The organism is Desulfobulbus oralis, from assembly GCF_002952055.1.
GTDB classification, from domain to species: domain Bacteria; phylum Desulfobacterota; class Desulfobulbia; order Desulfobulbales; family Desulfobulbaceae; genus Desulfobulbus; species Desulfobulbus oralis.
In genome coordinates, this window is record NZ_CP021255.1 from 280967 (window position 1) to 305191 (window position 24225).

Consider the following 24225-nt stretch of genomic DNA (forward strand, 5'->3'; position numbering starts at 1 on the left):
AGCGTCGCAAGGCGCATGGTTTTGGAGTTCAGCCCGCCCGTTGTGCGTCCGATGCAGCGGGAAAGAGCCCTTTTTCAAGCAAACTGGCGGCGGTACGATGCGCCTTGAGGTAGGTCGCATCGATCATCACCTGGCCACCTTGGCCCGCTGTTTCTTCGCATGGTCTCCAGGAATATCCCCGGATATCCCAATGGGTTTTGCTGCCGCCTTGGCGGCGGCTTTTGGGAACCAGAGCCGCCCCTGTGCCTGCTCGATGCCTGCCCGGCTCATGGGCCCGTGAAAATTGCCCAGTTTCTTTGCATGCCATTTAATTTTTTATTCGTTTGACAGGGATATTTTTTTCCATTAGTTATCCCTTTGGTATTTTTCCCTGCCCTGCGTTTGCGCAGCGGCCGGCGGCGTATAACTCGTACCAAGACGGAGTGAGCATGATCACGATCGACATTACCCTCCTGATTCACATCATCAACATCATCGTGCTGATGGTGGTACTCAACGCGGTACTCTACAAGCCTGTCCTTGGCATCATGGCGAAACGGACCCAACGGCTGGGCGCCCTGGAAGAAGAGGTGGCCAGGTTTGAAAGCGATGCCGCAGCCCAGCAAAACGCCCTGGACAGCAAGATTCGCGAGGCCAGCGCCAGGGCCAAAAAGGCTTTGGATGAGGCCAAGGCCCAGGCCCAGGCCATGACTGCCAAAACCCTGGCCGAAAAACGCGCCGCCGCGGACGAAGACAAGAAGAAAGCTCTGGAAATTGCTCATCAGGAAGCCGAAAACGCCCGCAAGGCACTGCAAGACAAGACCGCCGATTTCGCACGGGCTATGACCGAAAAGATACTGGGAAGGAGTCTGAACGCATGAATGCCTCGCTGACAAGCATGCTGCGGCAGCTAACGCTGGTTTTGCTGCTGGCAGCCATTCCGCCGTTTTTTGCAATGCCCTGCACTGCCCTGGCAGCCGGCGGGCAGCGGGTCACGGCCGCAGAAACCGCGGCCCCTGCCGCGGCGCCCGCGAAAGCCGCAACCGTGAAGCACGCCAAGGCCCACAGCAATCCCCTGAGCTGGGCCAAGCTGAAGGATTTCTTCTGGCGGACGGTCAACTTCATCGCCCTGCTCATCATTTTGGTCAAATTTCTGGGCGGGCCCACGGTCAAATATATGAACGAGCGCCGGGAGCGCATCGCCCACGAACTCGACGATCTCACCACCAAGAGGGATGAGGCGGAAAAGGCCTACAGGGAATTCTCCACCAAACTCGCTGGCATGGAAAAAGACATGGAGCGGGTGATCGAGCAGGCCATGGCGCAGGCTCAGACCGAAAAGGCCCGCATTCTGGCCGAAGCCGAACAGATGGCGGAGGACATCAGGCATCAGGCCCAGGCAGCGGTACAGGGCGAAATCGAGAGCGCCAAGCGCAGCCTGCGTGAAGACGTCGCCGAAGCGGCAGCCAAAATGGCTGAAGAGCTGCTCAGAAACAATCTGAGCGAGGCCGATCAGAATACCATTGCCGAACAGTATCTCGAACGAGTGGGGGCAGCACTGTGAAAAGCACGATATTGGCTCGCCGCTATGCCAAGGCGCTGTTTTCCCTGGGCAAGCAGGAGGAGAAGGTCGAGGAGTACAGTGAAAAACTGAGCGCCATTGCGGCCCTGTACCATGACGAAAGCGCCGGAATCCGGGACGCGCTGGTCAATCCGCTGTATCCGCTGGATGCAAGGCGTCAGGTTATGGGCAGGATTGCCGAAACGGTGCAGGCCGATCAGATGCTGGGCGGCTTTCTGAAGCTTCTGCTGGAGAAGAACCGGGCGGCCATCCTGCCGGACATTGCCGACGAAATGCGCATCCTGGCGGATCGGGCCCAGAATATCAGCCACGGTCTGGTCATCTCCGCCGTCCCTCTGGGCGACGAGCTGCTCGCCAAAACCCAGGCGACCCTGGAAAAACTCACAGGCACCAGAGTCCTTTTGGAAACCGAGGTCGATCCTGCCCTGATCGGCGGGATTGTGGCCAAGGTCGGGGACTTGGTGCTGGATGGCAGTATTAAGACTCAACTCAACGGACTCAAGGAATCTATCAAGGGGAGAGAATAACCAATGCAGATCAAAGCCGAAGAGATCAGCCAGATCATCAAGGATCAGATAGCTGGCTATACCAAGGATGTCGACCTGAAGGAAACTGGCACCGTTCTGTCTGTTGGTGATGGCATTGCACGCGTGTACGGCGTCGAGAACTGCCAGGCCATGGAATTGCTCGAATTTCCGGGCAACATCTACGGTCTTGCTCTGAACCTGGAAGAGGACAACGTCGGTTGCGCCATTCTGGGCAGCGTACGCGACATCAAGGAAGGCGATGTCGTCAAGCGCACCGGGCGCATTGCCGAGGTTCCTGTTGGTCCTGAAATGGAAGGGCGCGTTGTTGACGGCATTGGCCAGCCCATTGACGGCAAGGGGCCGATCAAGGCTGCGCAAACCCGTAAAATCGAGGTGTTGGCCCCCGGCGTTATTGCCAGGAAGAGCGTACACGAGCCCTGCTATACCGGGGCCAAGGCGGTCGACGCCATGACCCCGGTCGGCCGCGGCCAGCGCGAGCTGGTCATCGGTGACCGCCAGATCGGCAAGACGGCGCTCTGTGTCGATGCCATTATCGCGCAGAAGAACACGGACGTGCACTGCATCTACGTCGCTATCGGCCAGAAGCAGAGCACCGTTGCCCTGGTGGTCGAGGCCCTGCGCAAGCACGGGGCCATGGACTACACCACGGTGGTTGCGGCCTGCGCCTCCGACCCCGCGCCCATGCAGTACGTTTCCGCCTTTGCCGGCTGCGCCATGGGCGAGTACTTCCGCGACAACGGCCAGCACGCGCTGATCATCTACGATGACCTCTCCAAGCAGGCCGTTTCCTACCGTGAGGTTTCCCTGCTGCTCCGCCGTCCGCCGGGACGCGAGGCCTACCCGGGCGATATTTTCTTCAACCACTCCCGCCTGCTGGAACGCGCGGCCAAACTGAACGACGAGCTGGGCGCCGGCTCCCTGACCGCCCTGCCCATCATTGAAACCCAGGCCGGCGACGTCTCGGCCTTCATCCCGACCAACGTCATTTCCATTACCGATGGTCAGGTGTATCTGGAGCCGGGCCTGTTCTTCGCCGGCGTCCGCCCGGCCATCAATGTCGGTCTGTCCGTCTCCCGCGTTGGCGGCGCGGCCCAGGTCAAGGCCATGAAACAGGTGGCCGGCACGCTCCGCCTCGATCTGGCGCAGTATCGCGAGCTGGCGGCCTTTGCCAGCTTCGGTTCCGACCTGGATGCCGCGACCCAGGCCCAGTTGACCCGGGGCGAGCGGCTGGTTGAAATTCTGAAGCAGCCGCAGTATCAGCCGCTGCCCATGGAAAAGCAGGTCACCATCATCTTTGCCGGCACCAAGGGCTTCCTCGACAAACTGCCGATCAACACCCTGCGCGATTACGAGCAGGACCTGTACAACTACATCGAGTCCAACGCGCCCTTCATTTTCGAGGAGCTGCGTGAGCAGCAGAAGATTTCGCCCGAACTGGAAGAGAAGATGAAGCAGGTGCTCGCCACCTTTGGCGAGACCTTCAAGGCGACCAAAGGGCTGAACTGAGCCTGAACCTGAACTGAGGATACAGCTCATGCCTGGACTCAAGGATGTCAAAAACAAAATAAAAGGCATCGGCAAAACCGCCCAGATAACCAAAACCATGTACATGGTGGCCTCGGCGAAGCTTCGCAGCGCCCAGAAGCGGATGGAAGACTTTCGCCCCTACACGGCGAAATTCACCGACGTCATGCAGGAGTTGTCCGGGGGCGGCGAGAGCGAAACGGGGGTTCTGCCCCTGATGGAACAGCGCGAGGTCAAGACCGTGGCACTGGTCGTCATCACCTCGGACCGCGGTCTTGCCGGCAGCTTCAACTCGAATATCCTCCGCGCGGCCGACCGGCTGCGCAGGCAGTACGAAGGCGAGGGGAAAAAGGTCAGCGTGGTGGCGGTCGGCAAAAAGGCGAGCCGCTACTTCCGCAAGACCGGTTTGTTGCGGGAAGAATTCAACGACATCATGGGCTCTTTCCTGATGTTCAACGCCCGCGATATTGCCCAGGTGCTCACCAGGGCTTTTTTGGCCGGCGAATGCGACCGGGTGGATCTCATCTATGGCAAGTATTTCTCCATGGCTGTCCAGAAACCGGAAATCGAGCAGATGCTGCCGATCGAGCCGGTCCAGGGCAGGCAGGCCGGAGACGACAGGGTCCAGCCCCCTGCTGCGGGGCCAAACGGTGTCTACACCTTCGAGCCCGATGCCGGCGCCATCATGAACGATCTCCTGCCCCTCTTTCTGAATGTGCAGGTGTATCACGCCATGCTCGAGGTCGGCGCCAGCGAGCAGGCCGCGCGCATGACCGCCATGGACAACGCCACCAAGGCCTGCAAGGATATGATCAAGGATCTGACCCGGCTCTACAACAAGGCCCGCCAGGCGGCAGTCACCAACGAACTGATCGATATCGTCGGCGGCGCCGAGGCGCTGAAAGGGTAATTAAAGGGAACAACCTTTTTTTGGAAGAACAGAGGAGACCATCCAGATGGACGAGGCAAGAACAGGCAAGGTTATACAGGTCATTGGCCCGGTTGTGGATGTGGAATTCGAGCCGGGCGATCTGCCTGAAATCATGAACGCGCTTTTCATCACGAACCCGGCCATCAACGATCAGCCGGACAATCTGGTGTGCGAAGTCGCCCAGCATCTGGGGGACAACGTCGTGCGCACCATTGCCATGGATCAGACCGACGGTCTGGTTCGCGGCATGCAGGCCAGGGATTCGGGCGCGCCCATTTCCGTTCCGGTGGGCAAGGATGCCCTGGGCCGCATCCTCAACGTGGTCGGCCGCCCGGTGGACGGCCTGGGCCCGGTCAATGCAAAGGACAAAATGCCGATCCACCGGCCAGCCCCGGAATTCACCGACCAGAACACCGAGGTCAACGTGCTGGAAACCGGCATCAAGGTCATTGACCTGCTGATCCCCTTCCCGCGCGGCGGCAAGATGGGCCTCTTCGGCGGCGCCGGCGTCGGCAAGACCGTTATCATGATGGAGATGGTCAACAACATCGCCATGCATCACGGCGGTATTTCCGTTTTCTGCGGCGTGGGCGAGCGGACCCGTGAGGGCAACGACCTGTACCACGAAATGAAGGAGTCGGGCGTTCTGCCCAAGGCCGCCCTGGTGTACGGCCAGATGACCGAACCGCCGGGAGCCCGTTCCCGCGTGGCCCTGACCGGTCTGACCGAAGCGGAATACTTCCGCGATGTGGAGGGCCAGGACGTACTGCTCTTCATCGACAACATCTTCCGCTTCACCCAGGCGGGCTCCGAGGTCTCCGCCCTGCTGGGCCGCATGCCGTCCGCCGTTGGCTATCAACCGACCCTGGCCACGGACATGGGCGCCCTGCAGGAGCGCATCACCTCCACCAGCAAGGGCTCCATCACCGCCGTGCAGTGCGTTTACGTCCCTGCCGACGACCTGACCGACCCGGCCCCGGCCACCACCTTCGCCCACCTGGACGGCACCGTGGTGCTCTCCCGTCAGATCGCCGAGCTGGGCATCTATCCGGCCGTGGATCCCCTGGACTCCACCTCCCGCATTCTTGATCCGAATGTGGTCGGCGCCGAACACTACAACACGGCCCGCGGCGTGCAGGTCACCCTGCAGAAGTACAAGGAACTGCAGGACATCATCGCCATCCTCGGTCTGGACGAGCTTTCCGAGGAGGACCAGATCACGGTGGCCAGGGCCCGCAAGATCCAGCGCTTCCTGTCCCAGCCCTTCCATGTGGCCGAGGTCTTTACCGGCTTCCCCGGCAAGTTCTGCACAATTGCCGAGACCGTGCGCGGCTTCAAGGAAATCCTGGAAGGCAAGCACGACGATCTGCCGGAATCCGCATTCTATATGGTCGGCTCCATTGACGAGGCGGTGGAAAAGGCGGCAAAGCGGGCGGCTGCCTGATCGGCTCCCCTGAACAACGAGGATGACATGGCGCAAATTCATCTTGAAATAGTAACGCCCACGGGCCCGGTCGTCAGTGAAGACGTGGATGTGGTGACTGCGCCAGGCTCCGGTGGTGAGTTCGGTGTTCTGGCCAATCACGCCCCCTATCTGACGACCATCAAACCGGGCACGCTGTCGTACCGCAAGGATCGGGATACCAAATATCTCATGGTCAGCGGCGGCTTTGTGGAAGTGTCCTGCAACCGGGCCACCTTCCTGGTGGAAAGCGCGGAGTTCGGCACAGCCATCGATGTGGAGCGCGCGCTCAAGGCCAAGGAACGGGCCGAGCGTCGCATTGCCCAGGCAGTGCAGGGCGATGCGGAGGTCAACCGTATCCGCGCCGAAGCCGCCCTGCACCGGGCCCTGGCTCGCCTCCAGACCGCCCAGCGCGCGAAGCTGTAAGCAGCGGGCCTGGCGTTTCGGGTTCGGCTTTGCTGATTTCCACACAGGGAAGCGTCCTGCCCCGGGGCAGCGCTTCCCTGCCCCTTGAACCCTTTTGCTCGCTGAGACAGACCATTCAACTCTAGGTAAGCGACATGGACGAACACGAGGGCGCCACCCGGGTGCAGGAGGCGGCCCGCCATTCTCTGGATGAAAGCGCCAGGCGCCGCCAGGCTCTGACCGTTGTCGCATGGTTTGGCGCCATGGTCATCGGCGCTGTGCTGGGCAATCTGCACATTGCCCAACTGGACGAGCTGTTCACATTCATCGCCACGGTTTTCACCCGGCTGTTTCAGTTTGTGGCGGTGCCGGTCATCGCCCTGGCCGTGATAACCACACTGGCCACCCTCGGTGCACGCAGGGAGACCGGCCGCATCTTCGGCCACGCGATACTGTACACCCTGAGCACCACCTTTGCCGCCGCCCTGGTCGCGCTGAGCCTCTTCATCCTGATCGCGCCGGAAAATGTGCCGGCCACAGGCGGCTCGACCATCCCGGAAAAGCTGGGCCGGCTTTCCTACTATGAGCACCTGCTGTCGGTCATCCCCAACAACATCCTGCAGCCCTTTGTGAGCGGCAACGTGCTCTCGGTCCTGCTGATCGCCTCGGCTGCCGGTCTGGCGCTGGCCTTCATGCCCCGCACCGAAAACCGGGAGACCCTCGTCCGGGTCATCGCTGGCCTGCAGGAGCTGCTCTTCTTCCTTATCCGGGCCCTGCTCACCATCCTGCCCGTCGGCATTCTGGCCTTCACCGCCCAGTTGGTGGCGGAAATCAGGGCGGGCGTCATCGTGGGCGCGCTGGGGCAGTACGTGGCCGTGGTCATTGGCAGCAACCTGCTGCAATTCTTCGTGATCATCCCGCTCTTCCTGCTGGCCCGCCACCTCAACCCGATCACCGTCTTCCGCGGCATGTCGCCGGCTCTGGCAGTCGCCTTCTTCTCCAAGAGCTCGGCCGGCACCCTGCCGGTCACCATGGCCTCGGCGGAGGACAACCTGCACCTTGACCGCCGGGTGACCCGCTTTGTGCTGCCCATCTGCACCACCATCAACATGAACGGCTGCGCGGCCTTCATCCTGGTCACCTCGCTTTTTTTGATGCAGAATGCGGGCATCCACATCACGGCAGGCACCATGTGCGTGTGGCTCTTTGTGGCCGTACTGGCAGCCATCGGCAACGCCGGCGTGCCCATGGGCTGCTATTTCCTCACCCTCTCCCTCATGTCGTCCATGAACGTGCCGGTTGACCTGATGGGCGTGATTCTGCCCATCTACGCCATCATCGACATGATAGAGACCGGCGTGAACGTGTGGTCGGATTCCTCGGTCGCCGCCATGACGGACCACGATTTGCGCGGCAAACTCCCGCTCGCGGCAATGCCCGGGATGGAATAGGCACAGCGGGTGGGCATTTCTGTCTGCAGGGCAGCCGCGCAAGGGGCTGCCCTTTTTTCAATTTCGCCCTGGTCCGGCACGCTGTGGCCCCTCCTCATCCAAGCCGGCAGCTCCGCCGTGCTCCCCGGAGCAAGCAGAAAAGGCCCCTCTGCTCCGCCTTGCAGCGCCCGGTTCCTACCGTTTTTGGCGCCTGTTCTCCACCATGCCCGGGAGGCCGGGCCCTTCTATTTGCAGCGACCCATATTGACCTTCCTGCTGCTGTGATTATGCTCTGCGTCATTCCAGCCCCGGCCCCCGCTCCTGTGCAGCCTCTGCCGCCTGTCCCCTGAGCCATTCCTCCCACCTGTCACCTGCCCCGGACAGCGCAGGCGCTGCAAGGCTTTCTGGAGCGGCACCGTACGCACACGGGTGGCGCACCCGCACCTTCCGCCCCAGCACCAGCAGCGCTCCCGCTTGTCAGTTCCCGGCGAACTTGCTATAACGAAGGCGTACCGGATGGCTTTTCCTGTCCCGTATACGATCCATTTCCTTTGGAGACAACCATGCGCCACATATTTTCCTGCACCATCATCGCGCCCCTGCTCACGCTGAGTCTCTCCTGCTGCGCCGGCCAATACGGCAGCCAGCGCACCATCGTTCGCTACTATCCATCCTGCTACCGGCCCATTTACGATCTGCGGCGCTCCGAACACAACGTGGCCAGAGTCACCGCCGGCACCGCCCTTGTCGGCGCGCTGCTTGGCGCCGCGCTCGGCGTGGCCGGCTCCGACCGCAGGCACCGGGGCCAGGGGGCATTGGCCGGGGCGGCATTGGGCGGCGTGGCCGGCGGCATGGCGGGCAACATCTATGCGCAGAAGCAGCAGATCGCCGATGAAAACCGCCGCATGGCCAGCTACCTGGAGACCCTGGAAGGCGACATCTCGAATCTGGACATTGTCAGCGGCTCGGCACGCGCCTCCCTGCAGTGCTATGACCGCCAGTTTGCGGGGCTGCTCGAGGACATCAGAATCCGGCGCGTTCCGCCCGCACAGGCACGGCAGATGTATTCCGAAATCCGCTCGGGCCGCGAAGAGGCCATTGCCCTTCTGGGCCAGGCGGAAACCCATGGCCACGAGCTGGATCGCCAGTATCAGCAGGCCTTTTACGAGGAAGAACGCCAGTTGGGCCTCCCACACGGTCGAGAGGAGGAACTGGCATCTGCCCCGAGGCAAAGCCAGCTCAACAGGTCCACGCCCAAACAGTCCCGGCGCACCGACACCGGCCCCAGGACGCACGCGCAACGCACCCTGGCCAACGCCAAAAAGAAGCAGGCAGCCCTGAGCCAGAAGGTCAACAGAATCACCGAAGACCGAGTGGCTGCCCAGCGCCGCAACCAGGCCGAAGCCAGAGAGCTGGAGCGTATGCTGGCCGACATCGACGCCTGAGCCGCCCGCACCGCTGCCTGTCCGACCAGAGCCCCCGCAGGGATCTGCGGGGCCGATTTGCCTTTCCCCGCCCGGAGTCGCCCATGTCCACCGCCTCACCCGCTCCCCGCTCCTTTGCCTTGCTCGTCCCGCTGCTGCTCATTCTGGGCCTGCTGGCGGCGATCGCCTACTTTGGCCTTGAGCTCTGGAAAAGCTGGCATTCATCTGCATCAGGAAGCACGGCCGTCCTGCTGCAGGCGGAAAAAACCCTGGCCGGGCAGCTTAAGGCCGAAAAACAGCGGCTGGAAATGCTGCTGCAGGAGCCCGCCTGCAAGGCCAGGGCCCGGCTGGAAGGCCGCCATGCCGCCACGAGCCCGGCGCCGGCCGGGCTGCCCGCAGTGGCAGCGCCCACGGCTCAGCCCGACGACAGCCCCGAAGCCAGCGGCACGACCATGGTCGAGCAGGCCTGCGTCTTCATTGTCAGCCTGGGCCGGCAGGGCGCTGCCAACACCGGTTCCGGTTTTTTTGTCGCACCGGGCTATGTCGCCACCAACAAGCACGTGGTGGCCGGCGCAAACGGTAAAATCCTGGTCACCAGCAAATCGCTGGGCCAGCCGAGCATGGCGGAAACCGTGGCCCTGGGGCAGAAGGACAGGGACTATGCCATTCTCAAGGTCAAGATGCCCAAGGGCAAAAGCATCAGGCCCCTGCATTTCGCCCCCGGATTCCGCCGTACCGACAAGGTCGGCGCCTGGGGCTTTCCCCACATCATCGGCCAGAACGACCCGGCCTATGCCCGCTTCTTCAGCGGTCACATCGACGCCGTACCCGAACTGTCCTACACGGAAGGCGTCATCAGCGCCGTTCTGGAGCGCGAGCCGCCCCTGATCGTCCACTCCGCGCCCCTTTCGCCGGGCAACAGCGGTGGGCCTCTGGTCAACGCCAAAGGCGAAATCGTCGGCATCAACACCATGATCACTCTGGACGACGGGAGCTATCGGCAGGCCTCCATCGCCCTGGCGGGCGACGACCTGCTGCGCTTCCTCCGGGAACGCGGCATTGCCGCCCCCAGCGGCCGGCAAAGCGCAGGCGCCGGAGGCCAGCGATGAACGGAACCCTGATCACCTCGACACCCAAGAGTTCCATGCACGCCCTGGCCTGTCAGGGCATCATGGTGGCGTCCTGCTACCCGCAGCTCCGCGACATGCTGCGCAAAAAACTGGGCGACGACTATGTGCTCCTCTTTGCGGAGCCCATGCCCAACAGCGCCGACAACAGCATCGACTGGTACACGCCGGTGCAGGGCGCGGTGCAGCGCCTGGACGCGCTGCCGGAAGCGGCGCAAGACCGGCTGCGGGACACACTCGCGCAGATGGCCGCAGAGATCCGGCGTTATGCCGACGAGCTCAGACAGTCGCCGGACAGCGCCAAACAGACCCGGGGCGAAATCCTCAGGCTGGCGCTGCACTACCCGGGCGAGGAGAGGATCTTCGTGGTGGGCGATCAGCCGGTCTTCACCTGCTGGGGCCACGGGCCGGGAACCCCGGGTGCAGAAGCCCAGGACCTGAGCCGGCTGAGCCGCAACATCCAGAAGGCACCCTTGATGGCCGTCGCAGCGGCAGAGCGGGAAGAGCCGCTTCCGGCCGAAGGCCCCGCCCCGCCTCTCCCCAGGACGGAGCAGGAGCCAGAACCGCGCGGCCGCCTTGCGCCCTTTCCGGGTGCTGGCTGCCTCTGGTGGCTCCTGGCCCTGCTGCTTCTGCTCGTCCTGCTCTTTCTGCTCTGCGTGGGCATCGACGAGCAGCCCGCCCGCTCCGGCCTGACCCTGTACAGGCTCAAAAGCCGGATGCCGCCAGAACTCGGGATGCTGCGCGACCGGAACCGGGCGCTGGAGGACGAAATTTCCGGCCTGAAAGAGCGGCTCCAGAAACACGTGGCAGGCTGCCGGGAAGAGACTCCGGCCGAGCCGGCGGGCGAAGCCATGCGCATCCCCGAAAAATCGGCCGGGATATCGTTTCTGCAGGGCGCCTGGCGCTGTGAAACCGGGCTGGTCAACCTGGGAAACAACGAGCCCCTGGTGATTGAATTCCGCTTTGACGAAAAGGGCGAAGGCCAGGCCATTGTCCAGGAACAGAATGGCAACCGCTGCACCGGCCCGGTCCGGGCCACACTGGGGGATGCGGGCCTGCATATTGCCGTAGACCCGCAGCGCTGCACGGACGGCAGCCTGTTCTCCAGTCAGAAAATCGACTGTAAAAACGAAGGCCAAAGCGCCCAGTGCTCCGGCCTCAACGAGGAGCAGGGCAATCACTGGGAGGCCCGCTTCTTCAGGCTGGGCGGTTGATGGCTTGAAACTGCCGCCCTGCCCAGCAGACGCGGACAAAAGCAGGGAACTGCAAACGAGGAAAGTATGCACATACACTGTACGCACAAAAGGGCGCTGACGCTGCTCTGCGCGCTGGCCCTGATCTTCCTGCTCCCGGGCACCGGCCTGGGTGTTTCGGGCTGGGGCAATGCGCCCGAGCGGAATACAAACAGCAATACAGAGCCCCATTCCGGCCAGCGGACCACGGAAGACAGTCAGAGCGAAAGCGAATCCGGCACGGTGGACGAGACCACCATCCCTGTGCCCGGCTCCGGCAGCAAGGCCCCGAAAGCCGCAGAGGCAGACGCCGCTCAGGCGCAGCCGGGCCGGAGTTCGGAACGCGTGCTTGAAAGCAAAAGCACTTCCGAAAGCGAGCGCCGCACGGACACGGAACGGAAAGAAACCATCATAGTGCCGGAAGATCGCCGGCAGAACGCGGCGCAGCCTCAGGAGGGGCCTGCCCAAGGAGGGAACGGGGAAAAGGAGCGGATCACCAGGGAAAGCACGAATTCCGAAAAGGACAAGGCATCGCTTCGGGAAGAAACCAGGATTATAGTGCCTGAACAGGCGGGGCCGGAGACGCAGAACCCGGAGGCCAGGCAATCGGAAGAACAGCAGAAGGGGATCACGGAGGAGCGCAGGCAGTCCGACAGGGAGGAGAAGACGCGGCAGGAAGAAAGGACCACCGTGCTGCCGCCGGCAGAGGCCGGGCGGGCCGAAGGCAGCGCCAGAGGCAAGGGCGTGTATCTGCGGGAGCTCATTCCCCTGACCAGGATGCCGCCCAAAGACAACGGCGAGGCAGCGCCCGAAGAGGTCAAGGCAGACGGAAGCGCGCAGCCAGCGGAAAGGCCGGCCCAGCCAGGTGAAGAAAAAGAGGCGGCAAAGCTTGAGGACACGCGAAAAAAGGCGGTGCCGTCCGAAGCCGGGCAAAAGGAGGCCAAAGGCCACATCGAAAAGGCCAAAGCGGAAAGGGCCAGGGAGGAGCCGGCGCAGACAAAGGCCGAAAAAGGCAAAACGGAAAAGGCGCCCGCGCAGCCGGAGCCGGCCGGGGCGGAAAAGGCCGGGGCAGAGCGGGGCAAAGCAGAGCGGAAAAACGCCAGGCCCAAAATCGGCGAGCCCCTGCGCATTCCGCCGGAGGCCGTGAAAACGGGCAATCTCGACTTTCTGGAAGGCTGTTGGCAGGGCACGCGGCCGGAGTACTACTCCAAGCGCACCGTCGAGGAATGCTTCTGCTTTGGCCCCGGCGGTCAGACCGGCAAGCGCCGGATCATCGACCCGGCAGGCGGGCGCAGCTGCATCGGCGCGACCCGCGCCAATCTGAACAAAAACGGCGTGCTGTCCGTCACTTCACAAAAGGGCTACTGCGACGACGGCGTCAACTGGGGTCAGGCCGAAATGCTCTGCCACGGCGAAGGCCAGAGCACACCCTGCTCCTGGGTGTTCCGCGACGCCCAGGGGGGCCGCCAGGCCTACAGGATTCCCTTTGTCCGCGTGCGCGCCTGCGGGAGGTAAAGCATGTTCACCATGCCCAAGTACAAGGAGCGGATCAGCCTCATTCCCGGCGGCTGCCCCCAACTGCTGGATTTTGCCGCCGACCTGAACGCGATCCCCAAGATGCGGCGCAACTTCGAGGAGCGCAGGGCTCAGGCGGAGGACGGCACATCCAAGGTGCGGCTCTTTCCCATTGTGGCCAAGGACGAAAGGCTGGTGGACGCCATCGAGGGCCGACCGGCCCTGGGCAATGGCTACGATCTCGAGGCCCGGAAAACGCTTGCGCCCTGGCTTGGGCAGTGGATTCCGCTGCCCTTTCTCCGGGAGCGGGAGCAGCGGTGGGCAGACGACGACGTCTGCCGGGTGGAGTACGGCCCCAGCAACTGGGCCCGCGCCCGGCTGGTGATGAGCGATTCCGCCCCGGACACGCTCCGCATCGTGCTGGCCTTTGACATGCAGGTGGAGAGCCCCAGGGATGGGGGCTACTGCGCCCTGTCGCCGCAGGACGTGAGCGCCCATGCCCAGTTCCGGCTGGCCTGGCAGCCAAGGGACAACGCCTGGTTTCTGAACGAAGCCTGGGTGGACGACTGGCTGAAAGAAATCTGGAGCGCCTGGCAGAAAAAAAACCGCCGCCGGCCGCAGGAAGGCGATCCGGAGCTGGAACACCTGGCGAGTTACCTCACCGTGCTGGAGCTGCTCGATCACTGCATCCAAGGGACCAGGGTCTATGTCATCAACCCCGAGCACCGCAACCCCATTGACGTGGACCTGGTGTTGGACATCGGCAACTCGCGCACCACGGGCATCCTGATCGAGACCCGCGCCCAGAGCATCACCAACCTGAACGACAGCTATCTCCTGCAGCTTCGGGACATGGATCAGCCGGAGCATGTCTATACCGAGCCCTTTGAAACCCGCATCGAATTTTCGGAAATCAGCTTTGGCAACGACGCCCTGAGCCGCCGCTCCGGCCGCAGGACCCCGGCCTTTGTCTGGCCCTCTCCGGTGCGCATCGGGCCCGAGGCCGGTCGCCTGTCCACCCAGTCGCTCTGCGTGGAAGGCAGCACCGGCATGTCCAGCCCCAAGCGCTATCTCTGGGACGAGCGCGACTGGCAGCAGAGCTGGCGCTTCAATACCCGGGGCCAGGGCGAGGAGCCCTACGTCACCCGCGGGCTGCTGGCGCAGCAGCTCAACTCCAGCGGCACCCCGCTCTGCTGCATGCAGGACAGGCTCTTTCTGCGCAACCGGATTTTGAACAAGCAGGAGAAGGAAAGCGCCTTCGAGTCGCTCTTCACCCGCTCGTCCCTGATGATGTTCCTCCTGGTGGAACTCATCCAGCAGGCGCTCCTGACCATCAACTCGCCGGGCCAGCGGGAACGCCACGATTTCTCCGACCAGCCGCGCCGGCTCAGGCAGCTCATCTTCACCGTGCCGGCCGGCATGCCCCTGGCCGAACAGCGCATCTACCGCCGCTGGGCCCACTGGGCCGTGCATGTGCTCTGGGAGGCGCTGGGCTGGGAGCAGTACTACAGCGACAGCAGGGGCGCGCCGCAGCGCGGCCTCCGGGTCGATTACCGCAGCAACCCGCAGGTGCGCTGCAACTGGGACGAGGCCACCTGCACGCAGTTGGTCTACATCTACAACGAAATCACCCGCAAGCTCCAGGGCGACGCCCACCTCTTCTGCCAGCTGGCGGGACGGCCACGGCCGGAATACGGAGAGCATCCCTGCATCCGAGTCGCCACCATCGACATCGGCGGCGGCACCACGGATCTGTCCATCACCACCTTCGAGCTGCAGAGCGATGCCGGTTCCACGGCCCGCATGGCGGCGCATCCGGAATTTCATGACGGCTTCAATCTGGCGGGCGACGATGTGCTCCGGGCCGTGGTGGAAAAGCACGTGCTGGGCGCGCTGGCCGAGGCCATGGCCCAGGCAGGCGTCAAAAACACCGGCATGGCGCTGCCCAATCTCTTTGGCCGCGAGGTCATGGACCGCACCCAGGAGAGCCGCAATCTGCGCGGCCAGTTTATCCGGCAGGTGGCGGTGCCGGTGGCGCTCTGCATCCTGGCGCTCTACGAGCAGGCCGATCTGAAGAGCGGCAGCGGCATTATCACCTGTCGCATTCGCGACTGCTTCCAGTTCCCGCTGGCCAATGGCGAAAACGGCGACGAAGGGGCCATGGCGGGCGAGGCCCAGGCGCCCGAGCTGCCCTGCCCGCGGCACCCCGCGCCCAATCGGGCGGCCACCCGCTATCTGGAGCAGTACGTGCAGGACAATGGCGGCGACCTGCTCTTCAATGTGCTGGACGTGCCGCTCCGCATCGACCCCAAGGGGGTCAACGACACGGTGCGCAGCGCGCTGGAGGAGGTGCTTGCCAATCTCTGCGAGGTTATCCACAGCTATGACTGCGACGCCCTGCTGCTCACCGGCCGGCCCAGCCGCTGGCCGGGCATCATCGGCAGCGTCTTCGCCCATCTGCCCGTCCCGCCCGACCGCATTTTCCCCATGGGTGACTACCGGGTGGGCGGCTGGTACCCCTTCTCGGACGCCCTGGGTCACATGACCGACCCCAAAACCACGGTGGTGGTGGGCGCCATCCTCTGCACCCTGGCCGAAGGCCAACTGGAGGGCTTTTCCTTTGACCCGGCCAGGCTGAGCCTGACCTCAACGGCCCGCTTCATCGGCGAGATGGAGCTGAACGGCCAGATCAAGCGGCCCAAGGTCTGGTTCGAGGTGGACGTAAACAGCCGGGAAGGCCGGGAACAGACCCGGACGATTACCTTCGGCGGCCCCATCGCCGTGGGCTTCCGGCAGCTCGATGTGGAACGCTGGACCACGACCCGCTTCTATCTGCTGGAATTCGTGGATGAAAACGCCCGGCGCGACTACGCGCCCCGCCTGCCCCTCACGGTCACCCTGACCCTTGTCGTGGCCGAGCTGGACGAGAGCGGCCATCAGGACCCGAACCGTGCGGAACGGGACGAGGGCGAGTTCTTCATCGAAGAGGTGCTGGACAGAAACGGCGACAGCATTCCCACCAACGCGCTGGAGATCCGGCTCCAGACCCTGCCCCGGGACGAGGGCTTCTGGCTGGACACCGGCATCATCTCCGACTGAAAAACGCAGGCCAGGCACAAATGCAAGGAGTACGCGACATGGAGCTTTCACAGTATGCCCGGGAACTGGCTGCCGCCTGCAGGGACGCGGGCGCCTGGGTGACGCGCAACAGCGAGCTGGTGCGCAACGAGCAGGAGGGGCTTTTGAAGGAACTCCGGCGGGCGGGCCGCATGTTCGGGCGCTGCGCCCGGGCCGCAGACCGCAAGATGTGCGCCGGCGTGTTCGGCCCCAGTCAGGCCGGCAAATCCTACCTCATCTCCGCCCTGGCACGGGACACGGAGGGCAACCTGCAGGCCCGCTTCGGCGCGGAGATGCACGACTTCATCAGCGAGATCAATCCGGAAGGCGGCAAGGAATCCACCGGACTGGTGACCCGCTTCACCATGACCCGGCCGGAGAGCCTGCCGGAAGGCCATCCCGTGCAGATCCGGCTGCTGAGCGAAACCGATCTCGTCAAGATCATCGCCAACACCTGGTTCGCCGACTGCGAGCACAAGGAAGAGCCGCAGAGCGACATCAAAACGAGCCTGGACGCTCTGGCCGGCCGCACCCAAAAGGCCACGGACTCCCCCATCGATCTGGACGCGCTCGAAGATCTGCGCGAATACCTGGTCCGGGACTTCCGGGCCAAGGCGCGGGTGCAGGAACTGGAGCGCAGCTTCTGGGAGCAGGCGCTCGCCATCGGCCCGCACTTGGGGCTGGAGGACCGCATTCTGCTCTACGCCCTCATCTGGGACGAGACCACGGCCTTCACCGCTCTGCTGCGACGCCTTTTGCAGGCGCTCGAAGCGCTGGGGCACAGCGATACGGCCTTTGCCCCCCTGGGCGCGCTCATCCCGAGAGAGGGCAGCATCATCGACGTGGCGACCCTCGCCAATCTGGAAAGCGAAAGCGGCGGCAGCGACGAGACGCTCGACATCGTCAGCGCAGGCGGCCGGCACGCGAGCCTGCCCCGGGCCGTGGTGACGGCGCTCACAGCCGAACTCAGCATTGTCATGGACAAGCAGCCAGCGCCCTATTTCGAGCACACCGACCTGCTGGACTTCCCCGGCTACCGCTCCCGCTACAAGTTCGACGACGTGCGGCGCGAGCTGGAAAAACCGGGGCTGCTCAGGGAAATGTTCCTGCGCGGCAAGGTGGCCTACCTCTTCCAGCGCTACTGCGCCGAACGCGAGCTGACCAGCATGCTGCTCTGCATCGGCCCCAGCAACCAGGAGGTGCAGGATCTGCCCGGCGTCATCAACGACTGGATCTGCAGCACCCACGGCGAACGGCCGGAGGAACGCGCGGGCCGGCAGGTCTCGCTCTTCTTCGTACTCACCAAGTTTGACATGGAATTCGAGCAGAAAAAGGGCGCGCCTTCGGTGGAAATCCGCTGGGACAACCGCCTGCACGCCTCGCTGCTGGACTTTTTCGGCAAGCAGCACGACTGGCCCCATGAATGGGACGGCGTCCATGCCTTCAACAACATGTTTCTGCTCAGGAATCCGAATTTCCGCTTTGACGCGATTCTGGAATACGACGAGGCTGGCCGGGAAAAAGGCATCCGGCCCCAGATGCAGGCCTATGTGAACGAGCTGGAAAACGCCTTCATGCACAGCAGGCTCGTGGCCGCGCATTTCCGGAATCCCCGGTTCGCCTGGGATGCGGCCATGAAGCTGAACGACGGCGGCATCAGTCATATCCGGGAGAGTCTGAGTCCGCTCTGCAACCCGGAAATCAAGCGGGCCCAGCTCCTGCAGAGCATCGCCACGACGCGGAATGCCCTGCATCAAAGGCTCAGGACTTTTTACCAGACCGACGACCGGGAGGAAATGCGCCGGCAGAAGCAGCAGTTCGTGAACACGCTCTTTGCCCGGCTGGGCCAACTGGAAAAAAGCCAGCAGCGGCTGGGGCTGCTGCTGCGCAGCTTTACGGTCAGCGACGCGGACATCTGCGACCTGCACCCCGAGGCCTTCCGCCGCTTTCTGGCCCTGCGGGAAGAGGGCCAGCCGGAGGAGGCGCCGGCCGCGCCCGCGGACGATTTCCTCGACAATCCCTTCGAATCGGCCGAAACGCCGGCCGCACCCGCGGAAAGCACGGCCCCGCCCGGGCCGGGCCAGGACGAAGCGGCCTTTTTCGCCTCCTATATCGAAAGCAGTTGGGTGGGCCGCCTGCACGAGCTGGCGGACGATCCGGCCCTGCAAAAGTACTTCATGCTGCCGGGGCAGGATTTCTCCGGTCTGGTGGGCGAGCTGGCGACCGGCGTGGCCCGCATGGGCCTGAGCCGGCACATGGCCGCCCTGTTCCGCAAAGCCGCGGCCTACGCCAACACCAGAAAGGAGAGCATTGTGCGCCAGCAGGCCAGCATCGCGGCCCACTGCCTGAACAGCTATGTCAACTGGCTGGGCTTTGACCCCCTGACCAGGACGGAGAGCGAACGCAGCATCGTGGTGCAAACCCGGGAGGGGTCGGTCAATGTGCCGCTTTTCCAGCCGCTGCCGCCCGTTCAGGGCTGGCCACAGCTTGCGGAAAGCCGCAGCGGCTACACGGCGCTGTGGTTCCGCGACTGGCTCTACGCCCTGCGCCAACTGGTCATGGACAACGTGAACTTCGACGGCGACCAGACCATCAACGTCGAGGAAAACGCGGCCCTGGGCGGCATCCTGCGTCAACTGGCGGACAGCGGCCGGGGAGCAGCCTGAAAAAACGGCACAGAACAAAGGCAGGCCATGAAGATCAGCTACGAAAACGACGCAGGGCGGGGGCCGGGCCACGGTTTGCTGCGCTGCACCATGGATGCGGGCGAACTCTGCCCGGAAGGGCCCTGCACGCTCGTGCTGCAACGAAGCGAGGACCACGGCTATCTGGGCCAAAACGGCTGGGGCGGGCAGAAAAACGGCCTCGAGGTGACAGCGGAACGCGGGGCCAATGGCGAACTGCTCCTGTTTTTGGAGCCGCAGATCGTAAACCAGCTCGTGCCGCTCCAGAACTACCGGGCCACCGTGCAGCCCGCAGAGGGCACGGCCTTGAAAACCGTGCAGTTTCGGGCCCAGACTATCGTCTACAGCCCGGAAGCCCCGGGCGGCAACATGGCCGAAGCGGCCCGGCCGGAACCCATGCCGGCAGGAGATGCTCCGGAAGCGGAACGGCCTGACGCAGCGCAGGCAGCCATCCCCCAGGACACGGCGGCAGCGGCGCTTGCCCATCCTCCAGAGGAGGAAGAGCCGCTGCTTCCGCCGGAAGAGGATCCTTTGATCATCAGGGAGGAGCAAGCGCACAAATCCGGCCAGGGCAGGCTCCTCATCATCGTGCTGGCCATAGTGGCGGTGCTGGCCCTGGCCGGCGCGGCGGGCTGGGCCTTCTTTCTGCGGCACAAGCCAGTGGAGCCGGACAGCGGGCCCGGGCCGCAGATGCCCATCGAAAAGCCGGCACCACCGGAGCCAACGCCACCGGAGCCTGCACCACCGAAGCCGCCGTCTTCGCCCGAAAAAACGCCCGCCCCAACTCCGGCCCAGAGCACCGAGGACCGGGTCAGGGCCTTTTTTACCGGGCCGGATCGCAACCCGGCAGCAGCGGCCCGGCTCAGCCGCGAACTAAGCGCCGCCACTCCGGCCGAGCAGGATGCGCTCTACCGGCTCTACACCTATGCGGCAGACAGCGGCGAGCCCGAGATCCTGCGTCACTACGCCGCCTGTCTGGATCCGTCGAAGCCCCAGTGGGGCAGTATCGGCAAGGATCCGGCCGCAGCCTGGCAGCTCTACGAGCGGGCCGAGGCCAGCGAGGCCCAGCAACAGATGAAGAGCTGGCTGGAGCAGCAGGCCGCAGGCGGCGATGCCCAGGCCGCAGCCTGGCTGCGCAGCCTGCAGTGAAAGCCCCCAAGAGACAAGTCCCTTTCAGGAGACATCAGCCATGAAAGCCCTTTCCGCCATCCTCCTGCCGGCAGGTCTGATCCTTGCCGCCCTGCTGTGCAGCCTGCCGGCGACCGCAGCCGGGGCCCGGACGCCTCTGCTCCAGCCGGGTAAAAAAAGCGTGTACCAGCGGGTGCTCAGTCACCCGGGCGCCAGACTCTACGCCGGCCCGGAGGCCGATGCCCAGGTCAAAAACGACCGGGTCAAAACCTTCACCGTCTTCTACATCTACGGCCGGCAGGGCGAACGCCTTGAGGTGGGCGCAGGCAGCTCGGGCGCGGACGGCTGGGTGGACGCCAGCATGGTCACCGAATGGCCGCAGGCCATCACCATGCTCTTTACCGACCGCACGGGCCGTGCCCCGGTCTACTTCTTCCGCGACCGCGAATCGCTGGAAAAGACCTGTCAGGCCGACAATGTAACCGATACGATCCGGCAATACGCGGCTGCCATAGAGCAGAAAAAGCAGCCGGCGGACTTCCCGGTTGTCGCCAGCGAGCCGGCGGACAGCGCGGTTGCCCAGAAAAACTTCTACCTTATGCCGGTTCTGAATATTGACAGCCGCTATCAGGGTCTGAACCTGGTGGAGGTGGCCGCCATCAATCCGGGCAGCGGCGAGGGCGGCAATGGGGCAGCCGTTGCGGACCGGAAGGCCACGTCGGCTCCGGCCGAGCTGCGCACCGGCATTGCCTTTGTCATTGACACCACCATCTCCATGAAGCCCTATATCGACCAGAGCCTGAAGCTCATTCGCCATCTCTACGACGAGCTGGAGAAAAGCCCCTACCGCGACAAGATGGCCTTTGCCGTGGTGGCCTTCCGCAGCAACATGGAGCGCACGCCGGAGATTGGCTATACCGCCAAAATCATCTGCGATTTCACCACAGTGCAGGACCGGGCCCGGCTGGAGCATGCGCTGGCCCAGGTGCAGGAGGCCACGGTCTCGACCCACGACGTGAACGAGGACGCCTTTGCCGGCATCAAGGAGGGCGTGGACAAGCTCAGTTGGAAGGACTACGGCGGCCGCGTCATGCTGATGATCAGCGACGCCGGGCCGCTGGGCGCGGGTGATCCCACCTCCCAGACCGGGCTGTCGCCGGAAGCTTTGGCCGACTATCTGCGGGAAAACCGCATCTATCTCACCGCGCTGCACCTCAAGACGCCGGCCGCGATCCAGAACCACAGGTACGCGGCCGAAGCCTACCGCACGCTGACCATGCAGAGCGACAATCAGGCCAGCTATATTCCGCTGGACGCCTCGACCCCCCAACAGGGCACCGCCGGGTTCCACAGGACAGGACAGATTCTGGCGGAGAGCTACGGCAAGGTGGTCACGGCCACGGCCGAGGGCCGGCTTCTGGACACGCCCAGGCAGGAGAGCCAAAAAGACCTGTCGCCGGAAGACGAGGCCAGGCGCATCGCCGAAAGCACCGGCTACGCCATGCAGCTCCAGTTTCTGGGCGACCGCAGCCATGCTGCCGCGCCGCAGGTGGTCAGGGCCTGGCTCGCCGATGCGGATCTGGCCAGGCTGGAAAACAACGGGGGCGCGCCCATTCTGGCCGTAAGCCCTGCGGTGCTGCTCACCAAGAGCCAGCTCAGCAATCTCCACAAGCAGCTCAAGCTCATCCTCCAGGGCAGCAGGGAAGCCTTTCTGAACGGCAATGACGATCTTTTCGGCCAGATCCGTTCCGCCGCGGCCCAGATGAGCCGCGACCCGGCCCAGTTCACCCTGCATCCGGACCGCAACCTGGTGGAAAACGGACTTTTGGACGAGGTGCTGAACGACCTGCCCTACAAGAGCACCGTGGGCGCCCTGACCCAGAAGAGCTGGGAAGACATGTCCACCGGCGAGCGCGATGCCTTCAACCGCCGGCTGGAAGGCCTGCTCGCCCGCTATGAGGAGTACGACCGGGATGCCACCCACTGGGAAACCTTTGGCGCCCCCAACCCCGAGGACTGGGTCTACCGCGTACCACTGTCCATGTTGCCCTGAAAGCGTGCTGTACCGTATCGAAAACCTGGGCAAAAAATGGGCCCGGGAAGGGGGCTGGCGGCTTTTGATCCGCCGGCTGCACGTGGAGGCAGGGGCGCGCCTGGCGATCACCGGCCCCAGCGGTTGCGGCAAGAGCACCACGCTGGACCTTTTGGGGCTGGCGCTGGAGCCGGACAGCGCCGGCGCCTTTCTCTTCGCCCCCTGCAATCAGGCAATCGATGCGGTCCGGCTCTGGCGCGAAAAACGCCTGGACGCCATGGCCGCCCTGCGGCTGGCCCACATGGGCTATGTGCTGCAAACCGGCGGCCTGCTGCCCTTTCTGAACGTGATTGACAACATGCTGCTCACCGCCCGCATGGCCGGGCTGCCCGAAGCGGCGGCCCGGGAACAGGCCATGGCCCTTTCCCGGCAACTGGGCATCGAAGGGCTGCTCAGGGCCATGCCCGCCACGCTGTCCATTGGCGAGCGCCAGCGGGTGGCGATTGTGCGGGCGCTCACGCCCAAACCGGCGCTGATTCTGGCGGACGAACCCACGGCCGCCCTCGACCCGGCCCATGCGGCCCGGGTCATGGAGGCCTTTCTGAGCGCCGTGGACGAGCAGGGCGGCACGCTCATTCTGGTGACCCACAATGCCGGCTGGGCGCGGCGCGGCGGGCTGACCGAGCTGCCCTTTGTCATGGAGGAGGATGAACAGGGTCTCACCGCCGTGCTGGACGACCGCAGGGACGAAGCCCTCAGCCCGCCCGATCCGGTACCGGCAAGGGGTTCGTCATGCTGAACAAAGTGGCCCTGGCTGCCAGACTGGCCCTGCAGGACTGGTTGCACGAACGCACCCTGTCCCTGTGCGCGGTGCTGGCGCTAGCCAGCATGCTGGCCCCGCTGCTGGTTTTGCAGGGGGTGAAAAACGGCGTGGTCGGCATCATGCGGGAACGACTGCTGCAGGATCCGGAGGTGCTGATCATCACACCGGCAGGTTCGGGCAGCGAGGGTTCCTACACGGCAGAGTTCATTGCCTCCCTGATCAGGCTGCCGGGCGCGCGCTTTGTCATCGGCCGCACCAGAGACATCGCCACCGACCTCGGCCTGCAGGGGCCATCCGGCGGCAAAAGCGTGCAGATGGAGCCCTGCGCGCCGGGCGAGCCCCTTTTGGAGCATTACCAGGTGGCGCCGCCCAGGGACGGCGCGGAACCGGAGCTGGTCCTGAGCGCCAGGGCCGCGCAGGCTCTGGGGGTCAGGGTGGGCGGCAGGGTCACGGCCAATCTGGGGCGCCGCACGCCGGAGGGCCGGCTGGAATCGACCACGCTGCGCTTTCACGTCAGCGCGGTGCTGCCGGAGCAGGTCTCCGGCCGGAATCTGGGCTTGCTGCCGCTGCAGGTGCTGGAGGACATTCAGGATTACCGGGACTACATCGAGGTGCCCAGACGGGCCGCGCAGGGTTTCAGCGGCCGGCCGCGGCCAGCGGGCGAGCGCCGCTATTCCTCCTTCCGCCTCTATGCCCAGGACCTGGATGCGGTGGAAAATCTGGCCTCGGCCCTCAGTGCCCAGGGCATAGAGGCCCGTACCCGGGCCAGGGAAATTGCCGGCATCCGGCGGCTGGCCGCGGCCATCACCAGCGTCATCCTGATCATTTCGCTGGCTGTGGGTACAGGCTTTGCCGCCTTCACGCTGAGTTCGGTGCAGGGCGCGGTGCGGCGCAAGGACAGGATGCTCGGCATGCTGCGGCTCCTGGGTTTTCCGCGGGCAGCCCTCCTGCTCTTTCCGCTCAGCCAGGCGCTTCTGACCGCGGTTTCAGGCATTATGGCCTCGGGCTGCCTCTACCTGCCGGTGAGCTACGGCATAGACCGGCTCTTTGCCGTCCAGAGCGGCAATGCGGCCCTGTGCCGCCTCTCCCCTGCCGAAATGCTGGCCGCAACCGGCATCGTGGTGCTGCTCGCCATCCTGGCAGCCGCCAGGGCTTCATGGCAGGCGGCCTCCATTGAGCCCTCGGCCGTGATCCGGGAAATCTGAGCCGACAAGCGGACATAGTAGATTCTCATTCCAAATGCACCACTTGGTAGGGGCATGAAAAGTTAAAAGGACAAGGC

The 24225-nt window shown here is 64.2% G+C and carries 18 protein-coding genes; all 18 read left to right on the top strand.

What is annotated here, in order from left to right:
* Nucleotides 1-428: 428 nt before the first annotated feature.
* The 18 genes from CAY53_RS01110 (at nucleotide 429) to CAY53_RS01190 (ending at nucleotide 24148) form a co-directional block, all read left to right on the top strand.
* Nucleotides 429-860 (top strand): F0F1 ATP synthase subunit B, encoded by a 432-nt coding sequence (locus tag CAY53_RS01110; RefSeq protein WP_104935576.1) that lies wholly within the window; start codon nucleotides 429-431, stop codon nucleotides 858-860.
* The gene (gene atpF / locus CAY53_RS01115) at nucleotides 857-1543 is read left to right on the top strand and encodes a F0F1 ATP synthase subunit B (protein WP_104935577.1); all 687 of its coding nucleotides are present in this window, start codon (nucleotides 857-859) and stop codon (nucleotides 1541-1543) included. The genes CAY53_RS01110 and atpF overlap by 4 nt, the downstream gene beginning before the upstream one ends.
* Nucleotides 1540-2088, top strand: a complete 549-nt coding sequence (atpH, locus tag CAY53_RS01120; protein ID WP_104935578.1) for an ATP synthase F1 subunit delta — start codon at nucleotides 1540-1542, stop codon at nucleotides 2086-2088. The genes atpF and atpH overlap by 4 nt, the downstream gene beginning before the upstream one ends.
* Before the next feature lie 3 nt (nucleotides 2089-2091).
* Entirely contained in the window at nucleotides 2092-3615 is a 1524-nt protein-coding gene (atpA, locus tag CAY53_RS01125; RefSeq protein ID WP_104935579.1) for a F0F1 ATP synthase subunit alpha, read from the top strand.
* Between the two features lie 28 nt (nucleotides 3616-3643).
* Nucleotides 3644-4543, top strand: a complete 900-nt coding sequence (atpG, locus tag CAY53_RS01130) for an ATP synthase F1 subunit gamma (RefSeq protein WP_104935580.1) — start codon at nucleotides 3644-3646, stop codon at nucleotides 4541-4543.
* A gap of 46 nt (nucleotides 4544-4589) precedes the next feature.
* Nucleotides 4590-6008 (top strand): F0F1 ATP synthase subunit beta, encoded by a 1419-nt coding sequence (atpD, locus tag CAY53_RS01135; RefSeq protein WP_104935581.1) that lies wholly within the window; start codon nucleotides 4590-4592, stop codon nucleotides 6006-6008.
* Nucleotides 6009-6035: 27 nt separating this feature from the next.
* Nucleotides 6036-6452 carry a F0F1 ATP synthase subunit epsilon gene (locus tag CAY53_RS01140; protein WP_017866633.1) on the top strand — a complete coding sequence of 139 codons (417 nt, stop codon included), beginning with the start codon at nucleotides 6036-6038 and terminating at the stop codon, nucleotides 6450-6452.
* Between the two features lie 134 nt (nucleotides 6453-6586).
* On the top strand, nucleotides 6587-7882 hold the full coding sequence (locus CAY53_RS01145; protein WP_017866634.1) for a dicarboxylate/amino acid:cation symporter: 1296 nt from the start codon (nucleotides 6587-6589) through the stop codon (nucleotides 7880-7882).
* Nucleotides 7883-8424: 542 nt separating this feature from the next.
* Nucleotides 8425-9306, top strand: a complete 882-nt coding sequence (locus CAY53_RS01150) for a glycine zipper domain-containing protein (RefSeq protein WP_104935582.1) — start codon at nucleotides 8425-8427, stop codon at nucleotides 9304-9306.
* An 83-nt stretch (nucleotides 9307-9389) separates the two neighbouring features.
* Entirely contained in the window at nucleotides 9390-10394 is a 1005-nt protein-coding gene (locus tag CAY53_RS01155) for a S1C family serine protease (RefSeq protein WP_104935583.1), read from the top strand.
* Nucleotides 10391-11626, top strand: a complete 1236-nt coding sequence (locus tag CAY53_RS01160) for an SrfA family protein (RefSeq protein WP_104935584.1) — start codon at nucleotides 10391-10393, stop codon at nucleotides 11624-11626. Before CAY53_RS01155 ends, CAY53_RS01160 begins: the two co-directional genes overlap by 4 nt.
* Before the next feature lie 66 nt (nucleotides 11627-11692).
* Nucleotides 11693-13159, top strand: coding sequence for a hypothetical protein (locus tag CAY53_RS01165; RefSeq protein ID WP_104935585.1), 1467 nt, complete (start codon nucleotides 11693-11695; stop codon nucleotides 13157-13159).
* A gap of 3 nt (nucleotides 13160-13162) precedes the next feature.
* Complete coding sequence (locus tag CAY53_RS01170) at nucleotides 13163-16258, top strand: virulence factor SrfB (RefSeq protein ID WP_104935586.1); 3096 nt, start codon at nucleotides 13163-13165, stop codon at nucleotides 16256-16258.
* Between the two features lie 38 nt (nucleotides 16259-16296).
* Complete coding sequence (locus CAY53_RS01175) at nucleotides 16297-18942, top strand: virulence factor SrfC family protein (RefSeq protein ID WP_219842693.1); 2646 nt, start codon at nucleotides 16297-16299, stop codon at nucleotides 18940-18942.
* A gap of 27 nt (nucleotides 18943-18969) precedes the next feature.
* Complete coding sequence (locus CAY53_RS01180; protein WP_104935588.1) at nucleotides 18970-20109, top strand: hypothetical protein; 1140 nt, start codon at nucleotides 18970-18972, stop codon at nucleotides 20107-20109.
* A 40-nt stretch (nucleotides 20110-20149) separates the two neighbouring features.
* Entirely contained in the window at nucleotides 20150-22141 is a 1992-nt protein-coding gene (locus tag CAY53_RS12840) for a vWA domain-containing protein (RefSeq protein ID WP_181040343.1), read from the top strand.
* Nucleotides 22142-22145: 4 nt separating this feature from the next.
* Nucleotides 22146-22919, top strand: a complete 774-nt coding sequence (locus tag CAY53_RS01185; RefSeq protein WP_181040345.1) for an ABC transporter ATP-binding protein — start codon at nucleotides 22146-22148, stop codon at nucleotides 22917-22919.
* On the top strand, nucleotides 22913-24148 hold the full coding sequence (locus tag CAY53_RS01190) for an ABC transporter permease (protein WP_104935590.1): 1236 nt from the start codon (nucleotides 22913-22915) through the stop codon (nucleotides 24146-24148). Before CAY53_RS01185 ends, CAY53_RS01190 begins: the two co-directional genes overlap by 7 nt.
* The last annotated feature ends 77 nt before the right edge of the window (nucleotides 24149-24225 follow it).

Coding starts and splice junctions, on each gene's coding strand:
- CAY53_RS01110 (WP_104935576.1), top strand. CDS start 429: ATGATCACGATCGACATTACCCTCCTGATTCACATCATCAACATCATC.
- atpF (WP_104935577.1), top strand. CDS start 857: ATGAATGCCTCGCTGACAAGCATGCTGCGGCAGCTAACGCTGGTTTTG.
- atpA (WP_104935579.1), top strand. CDS start 2,092: ATGCAGATCAAAGCCGAAGAGATCAGCCAGATCATCAAGGATCAGATA.
- atpG (WP_104935580.1), top strand. CDS start 3,644: ATGCCTGGACTCAAGGATGTCAAAAACAAAATAAAAGGCATCGGCAAA.
- atpD (WP_104935581.1), top strand. CDS start 4,590: ATGGACGAGGCAAGAACAGGCAAGGTTATACAGGTCATTGGCCCGGTT.
- CAY53_RS01140 (WP_017866633.1), top strand. CDS start 6,036: ATGGCGCAAATTCATCTTGAAATAGTAACGCCCACGGGCCCGGTCGTC.
- CAY53_RS01145 (WP_017866634.1), top strand. CDS start 6,587: ATGGACGAACACGAGGGCGCCACCCGGGTGCAGGAGGCGGCCCGCCAT.
- CAY53_RS01150 (WP_104935582.1), top strand. CDS start 8,425: ATGCGCCACATATTTTCCTGCACCATCATCGCGCCCCTGCTCACGCTG.
- CAY53_RS01155 (WP_104935583.1), top strand. CDS start 9,390: ATGTCCACCGCCTCACCCGCTCCCCGCTCCTTTGCCTTGCTCGTCCCG.
- CAY53_RS01160 (WP_104935584.1), top strand. CDS start 10,391: ATGAACGGAACCCTGATCACCTCGACACCCAAGAGTTCCATGCACGCC.
- CAY53_RS01165 (WP_104935585.1), top strand. CDS start 11,693: ATGCACATACACTGTACGCACAAAAGGGCGCTGACGCTGCTCTGCGCG.
- CAY53_RS01170 (WP_104935586.1), top strand. CDS start 13,163: ATGTTCACCATGCCCAAGTACAAGGAGCGGATCAGCCTCATTCCCGGC.
- CAY53_RS01175 (WP_219842693.1), top strand. CDS start 16,297: ATGGAGCTTTCACAGTATGCCCGGGAACTGGCTGCCGCCTGCAGGGAC.
- CAY53_RS01180 (WP_104935588.1), top strand. CDS start 18,970: ATGAAGATCAGCTACGAAAACGACGCAGGGCGGGGGCCGGGCCACGGT.
- CAY53_RS12840 (WP_181040343.1), top strand. CDS start 20,150: ATGAAAGCCCTTTCCGCCATCCTCCTGCCGGCAGGTCTGATCCTTGCC.
- CAY53_RS01190 (WP_104935590.1), top strand. CDS start 22,913: ATGCTGAACAAAGTGGCCCTGGCTGCCAGACTGGCCCTGCAGGACTGG.